The sequence below is a fragment of the Roseateles sp. P5_E11 genome (assembly GCF_054049355.1).
On sequence record NZ_JBFUMO010000363.1, the window covers coordinates 1 to 6,011 of the forward strand.

The following is a 6,011-nucleotide window of genomic DNA, read 5'->3' on the forward strand; positions in this document are numbered from 1 at the left end:
GGGTGCGCCAAGCGCGCGGGCTTCAACAGATTCAGTAGGGTGCCGTTCGTCGATGACCGCGGCAGAAAGACGCTTCGCAAAGCGCCCCGGAATTGTCATGACTTTCTGTGACAGAACTTTACGGGTAAGTCAGAAGTGGCCCGATTCAGACACTCGCGCCCGGCGTGAAGCACTGGGACAGTGCATCGCCGGCCGGCGACATTACTCCCCGTTTTTGGCCCGCTGACTTGGGAATCACGGAACCAAGCCACGAATCGGGCCGCCTGTCGCACCGATATGGTGCAATCTTTACTGGAATGTAAACCTTGCGGCAGAACCTCGTGATGTCGCGAAACCGCGACAAACTCGCGCTACAAACCAACCTCCAAGATCCCAGCCTCCTCCAAGCCGCTCCGTCATGGCCTTTACCCACTCCTTCCGTCTCGCCACCGGCCTCGTGCTGGGCGCCCTGTTTGCCGGCTGCGCCACCCAGCAGCAGCCCGCCACGACAGAGCTGACGCTGCTGTCCATCAACGACTTCCACGGCAACATCCAGCCCGCCGACCCCACGCCGCTGCTGCCGCGCCTCCCCGACGCCACAGGCGCGCTCAAGTCCCAGCCTGCCGGCGGCGCCGCGTATCTGGCCACGGCCCTGGCCGCGCTGAAGGCCAGGAACCCCGATGCCCTGGTTGTGGCAGGCGGCGACCTGATTGGCGCTTCGCCGCTGATCTCCAATCTGCTGCGCGACGAACCGACGCTGACGGCCATGTCCCAGCTCGGCATCGCCGCCAGCGCCCTGGGCAACCACGAGCTGGATGCCGGCCTGCCCGAGCTGCTGCGCCAGACCCGCGGCGAATGCGGCGCAGGCGGTTGCCTGTGGCCGGGCTACAAGGGCCCCGGCTTTCCCTATCTCGGCGCCAATGTGCTGGACGCGAACACCGGCAAGCCGCTGCTGCCCAGCCATGTCATCAAGCAGGCTGGCGCGCTGAAAGTCGCCATCGCGGGCGTGGCGACGCTGGAGACGCCCCATGTCATCGTCGCCCGGGCGATCAAGGGCATCCGCTTCGCCGACGAGGCCGACACGCTGAATGCGCTCGTCCCCCAGCTCAAGGCGGAGGGCGCGCAAGTGCTGGTGGCCGTCATGCACGAGGGTGGCGTTCAAGGAAGGGACGCCAGTGCCAACGATCCGAGCTACGCCTGCCCGACGTTGACCGGCCGCGTGCAGGACATCGCCAAGCGCCTGGACCCCGCCTACGCCATCATCATCGGCGGCCACACCCATCAGGCCTACACCTGCAAGATCGATGGCCGCCTCGTCGTGCAAGCCGGCAGCTATGGCGGCTGGATCACCGAAAGCCATCTCAAGTTCGACGCTGCCGGCCGCGTGCTCGATGCCCAGGCCGTCAACCACCCGGTGCTGCAGTCGGCCTACGCGCCCAACCCGGCACTGGCCGCCTTGGTGGCCCAGGCCGCCGCGCTGACCGAAGCAGCCCGCAACAAGCCGGTCACCACCTTGACGCAAGGCGCCTCGCGCAATGCCAAGGAGCCCCATGGCGACTCCGCGCTGGGCAACCTCATCGCGGACAGCCAGCTCGCCTTCGCGCGCAAGCAGGGCCCGGCAGACGTGGCCTTCATGAACCCCGGCGGCATCCGCGCCGACCTGACCGTGAAGCCCGGCAAGCCCACGACGATGAGTGACCTGCTCGCCATCCAGCCCTTCGGCAACGACATCGTCGCGGTGACGCTGACCGGCCAGCAGCTGCTGGACGTCCTGCAGCGCCAGCTGCCCAAGGGCGACGCCGCCCCGCGCATGCTGCAGCCCTCGTCGACGCTGCGCTACCACTGGCGCGCGGCGGCCGATGGCGTCGCCCAACTCGTCGACCCGCGCATCAACGGCGAACCGGTGAATCCGGCGCGCAACTACCGCGTCGTCATCAACAACTTCCTCTCTGAAGGCGGCGACGCCCAGGCGGGTTTCAAGCATGGGCGCGACCGCGCCGTGCTCGGCACCGACATCGACGCCCTCGTCGAGCTGTTGCGCGACAACCCGCAGGCGCTTTCCCAGGCGGCGCCTGGCCGCATCGTGCGCGACTAGGGCAAACCTGTAACTTCTTGTAGCGACCCCACCCCGGCGCCTTGACGGGGTCGCCCTAGACTCGAAGCGCCCGGCATTGCTGGCCGGGCAGCAGCGGCTCGGGGGCGTGATGGCGTGGGACATGCAAGCCGGCGGTGACGCCCAGCCTCAGGCCGGGCCYGCGGCCGCGGGCCCCTCCCCCGGCACGCCCAGCCCGCTGATCCGCGAGGTCATTGCACACCTGCCCTGCGGCCTGGCCGTCTTCGACGCCGAACGGCGTCTGTTGGTGCACAACGCCGAGTTCGAGCGCCTGCTCAACGTGCCGGCCTCCCTCTTCGAAGAACCGCCGCTGCGCTTCGACGACCTGATCCTCTTCTTCGCCGCGCGCGGCGACTATGGCGAAGGCGAACAGGCCCGCGCCGCGGTCGACGYGGCCCTGGCCCTGGGCCGCGACCAGCGCGCCAACCGCCTCGAGACCTACCGCACCGGCGAGCGCCTCATTGAGGCGCGCACGGCGCCCCTTCCCGATGGTGGCCTCGTGCTGACAGTCCTCGACCTGACGCCTCAGGCCCAGGCCCGTCTCGCCGCCGAACGCGCGTCGCAAGCCAAGACGCGCTTCCTGGCCAATATGAGCCACGAGATCCGCACGCCGATGAATGCCGTGCTGGGCATGCTGCGCCTGCTGCAGAAGACGCCGCTGGACGCCCGCCAGCGCGACTACGCCGTCAAGAGCGAAGGCGCCGCGCGTGGCCTGCTCGGCCTGCTCAACGACATCCTCGACTTCTCCAAGATCGAAGCCGGCCACCTCGGCCTGGACCCGCACCCGACACGCCTGGACGAGCTGCTGCGCGACCTCTCCGTCATCCTGGCCGCCAACGTCGACAAGCGCGAGCTCGAGCTGCTGTTCGACCTCGACCCCGCCCTGCCCCCGGTCGTGGTCGCCGATGCACTGCGCCTGCAGCAGGTGCTCATCAACCTGGCGGGCAACGCCATCAAGTTCACGCAGGCCGGCGAGGTCGTGCTCGGCATTTCGCTCGTGTCGCAGAACGCCAGCAGCGTCGTGCTCGCCTTCTCGGTGCGCGACACCGGGATCGGCATCGCGCCCGAGCAGCAGCAGCGCATCTTCTCGGGCTTTGCCCAGGCCGAGGCGTCGACGGCGCGGCGCTTCGGCGGCACCGGCCTGGGCCTGGCCATCAGCCGCCGCCTGGTGCGCCTGATGGGCGGCGACATCCACGTCGAAAGCACGCCCGGCCAGGGCAGCCGCTTCAGCTTCACGCTGAGCTTCCCCTTGCCCGCCGAGGAGGCCGCCCCGGTGCCGCGCCAGGCCCTGCAGGCCCTCGTCATCGACGACCATGCCGAGGCGCGCCGGGTCATCGGCACGTTGGCCCAATCCCTGGGCTGGACGGCGCGCCTGGCGGCCAGCGGCGCCGAGGCGTTGGAGCTGATCACCAGCGGCACGCCGGAGGTCGTGCTGCTCGACTGGGTCATGCCCGGCATGGATGGCTGGCAGACCGCCGTGCACCTGCGCCAGCGCCTCGGCCCCGAGCCGCTGATCCTGATGGTCACCAGCTACGACCGCGAGCGCCTGGCCCAGCGCAGCGCGGCCGAGCAGGCCCTGCTCGACGGCTTCCTCGTCAAGCCCATCACCGCGACCCTGCTGAACCAGGCCGTCAGCGCGGCCATCCAGGCACGCTGCAGTGACGGCGAGCCGCCCGAACCAGCACCGCAGCGGCTGGCCGGGTTGCACCTGCTCGTCGTCGAGGACAACCCCGGCAACCAGCAGGTCACTCGCGAATTGCTTGAACTGGAAGGCGCCCAGGTCAGCCTGGCCGGCGACGGCCAGCAGGCCCTGACCCTGCTTGCCCAGTCCCGTGGCCGGCGCGGCTTTGACGCCGTGTTGATGGACGTGCAGATGCCCGTGATGGACGGCACGACGGCGACGCGGCTGATCCGCCGCCAGTTGGGCCTGACCCTGCCCATCATCGCGATGACGGCGGGCGCGCTGGACGCCGAACGCCATGCCTGCCTGGAGGCGGGCATGGACGAGCACATCGGCAAGCCCTTCGACCCCGACGTGCTGGTCGCCGTGATCAGCCGGCGCTGCGGCGCTGCGCCCACGGCGCCCAGGACAGTGACCGCCGAACTGCCCCCCACCCTGCTGGCCGACGCGGGCCGTGCCGGCATCGCTCTGGCCGAGGCGCTGGCGCGCATGTCCGGCCGCATTGAGCTGTTCGAACGCACGCTGGCCGCCCTGCACGAACAGGATCGCAAGCTCGCCCGGGCCCTGGCCGAGGGTGGCCGTACCGCCACGCGCGGCCTGCATGGCTACCGCGGGCTGGCCGCCATGCTCGGCGCGGGGGAACTGGCGGCCCTGGCCGCCGAAGGTGAACATGCCGGCGCGCCCGACGAAGACTGGCGCCGCCGTTTTCTCGAGCGCCGCCAGGCCGACCTCGCCGCGCTGGACCGGCTCGCCGCCGACCTGCACGCCCGCCAGGCCCTGCACGACGATCTCGCCGAACAGCAGCGGCCCGCAGCGCCCGGCAGCCTCGCCCAGCACGTGGATGCCCTCGCCGAACTGCTCGACGGCGCCGACCTCGCTGCGCTCGACTTCTACCAGGGCCTGCGCGAGCGGCTGCGGCACGAGGTTGACGAAGGCACCGTGATTGCCCTCGATTCGGCCATGGAAGCCCTCGACTTCGGCACTGCGCTGACGCTGTGCCACCGCCTGCGCACGACGCTGGAAGCCCGACCATGATGCAGCTCTCCCTGCCTGACCGCGCACCGCTGACGCCCGGCCACGCGCCGGCCGGCCGCCGCCCGCGCCTGCTCATCGTCGACGACCAGCCGGTCAACATCCAGGCCCTGCACCGCGTCTTCGCGAGCGATTGCCAGGTGCTGATGGCCACCGACGGCAGCCGCGCCCTGCAGTTGTGCCGCGACCGCCAGCCCGACCTCGTGCTGCTGGACGTGCAGATGCCCGGCATGGACGGCCACCAGCTCTGCGCCGAACTGAAGGCCGACCCGCTGCTGCGCTCCATCGCCGTCATCTTCGTGACCGCGCAGGACCAGCCCGAGGACGAGACCCGCGCGCTGGACGCCGGCGCGGCTGACTTCATCACCAAACCCTTCAACCCCACCGTCGTGCGGGCGCGGGTGCGGACCCAGCTGACCTTGAAAGCGCAGTCCGACCTGCTGCGCGAGCTCGCCTTCATCGACGGGCTGACCGGCGTGCACAACCGCCGGCATTTCGACGAGCGCTTCATCGCCGAGGCCCGGCGTGCGCAGCGCTCGCGCTCGCCGCTGGCCATCGTGCTGGCCGATGTCGACCACTTCAAGCGCTACAACGATGCGCTGGGGCATTTGGCGGGGGACGACTGCCTGCGGCGCGTGGCGGCGGCATTGCGAGCTTGCCTGCGGCGGCCGACCGATCTGCTGGCGCGCTACGGCGGAGAGGAGTTCGTCTGCCTGCTGCCGGACACCGATCTGGCAGGAGCGATCGGGGTGGCGCAGTTGATGGAGGACACGGTGAGGGCCTTGTCCTTGCCGCATCCGGGGGTGGAAGGCTGCGTGACGATCAGTCTGGGGGTGTCGGCGGGTTCGCAGGCCCAGGGGCTCGTCGAGGCGGCGGACAAGGCGCTGTATTTGGCGAAGGCGGCGGGGAGGGGGCGCGTCAGCTGGGTAGAGGGCTGACGGCGGCGCGAAGGGAATGCTCGGAATGCGATGGATCGGTCGGACCGATCCATCGGCCTCGCTGGTACTCGGCCCGGCGCACGGCGCCGTCCAAGGACAGCCACCGGCTGTCCTTGAGCGAACCCGGGTGGGTTCTCATCCCAAGGCCCTGTCCAAATGCGAACGGCCCCGAGTGGGGCCGTTGGCATTTGGAGCGGGTGATGGGAATCGAACCCACGTAGTCAGCTTGGGAAGCTGAAGTTCTACCATTGAACTACACCCGCAATGG

At 69.9% G+C, this 6,011-nt stretch carries 3 protein-coding genes and 1 tRNA gene; 3 read left to right on the forward strand and 1 reads right to left on the reverse strand.

Annotated features, from left to right (window positions below; genetic code table 11):
* The first annotated feature begins 397 nt into the window (after positions 1-397).
* The 3 genes from ACXJKR_RS21915 (at position 398) to ACXJKR_RS21925 (ending at position 5,743) form a co-directional block, all read left to right on the forward strand.
* Positions 398-2,074 carry a bifunctional metallophosphatase/5'-nucleotidase gene (locus ACXJKR_RS21915; protein WP_457324616.1) on the forward strand — a complete coding sequence of 559 codons (1,677 nt, stop codon included), beginning with the start codon at positions 398-400 and terminating at the stop codon, positions 2,072-2,074.
* 121 nt (positions 2,075-2,195) lie between these two features.
* Positions 2,196-4,808, forward strand: coding sequence for a response regulator (locus ACXJKR_RS21920; protein ID WP_457324617.1), 2,613 nt, complete (start codon positions 2,196-2,198; stop codon positions 4,806-4,808).
* Positions 4,805-5,743: a diguanylate cyclase gene (locus ACXJKR_RS21925; RefSeq protein ID WP_457324618.1), complete on the forward strand. Its 939-nt coding sequence runs from the start codon at positions 4,805-4,807 to the stop codon at positions 5,741-5,743. The genes ACXJKR_RS21920 and ACXJKR_RS21925 overlap by 4 nt, the downstream gene beginning before the upstream one ends.
* Positions 5,744-5,932: 189 nt before the next feature.
* Here ACXJKR_RS21925 and ACXJKR_RS21930 read toward each other — a convergent pair.
* Positions 5,933-6,006 (reverse strand) — tRNA-Gly (locus tag ACXJKR_RS21930).
* Positions 6,007-6,011 lie beyond the last annotated feature (5 nt).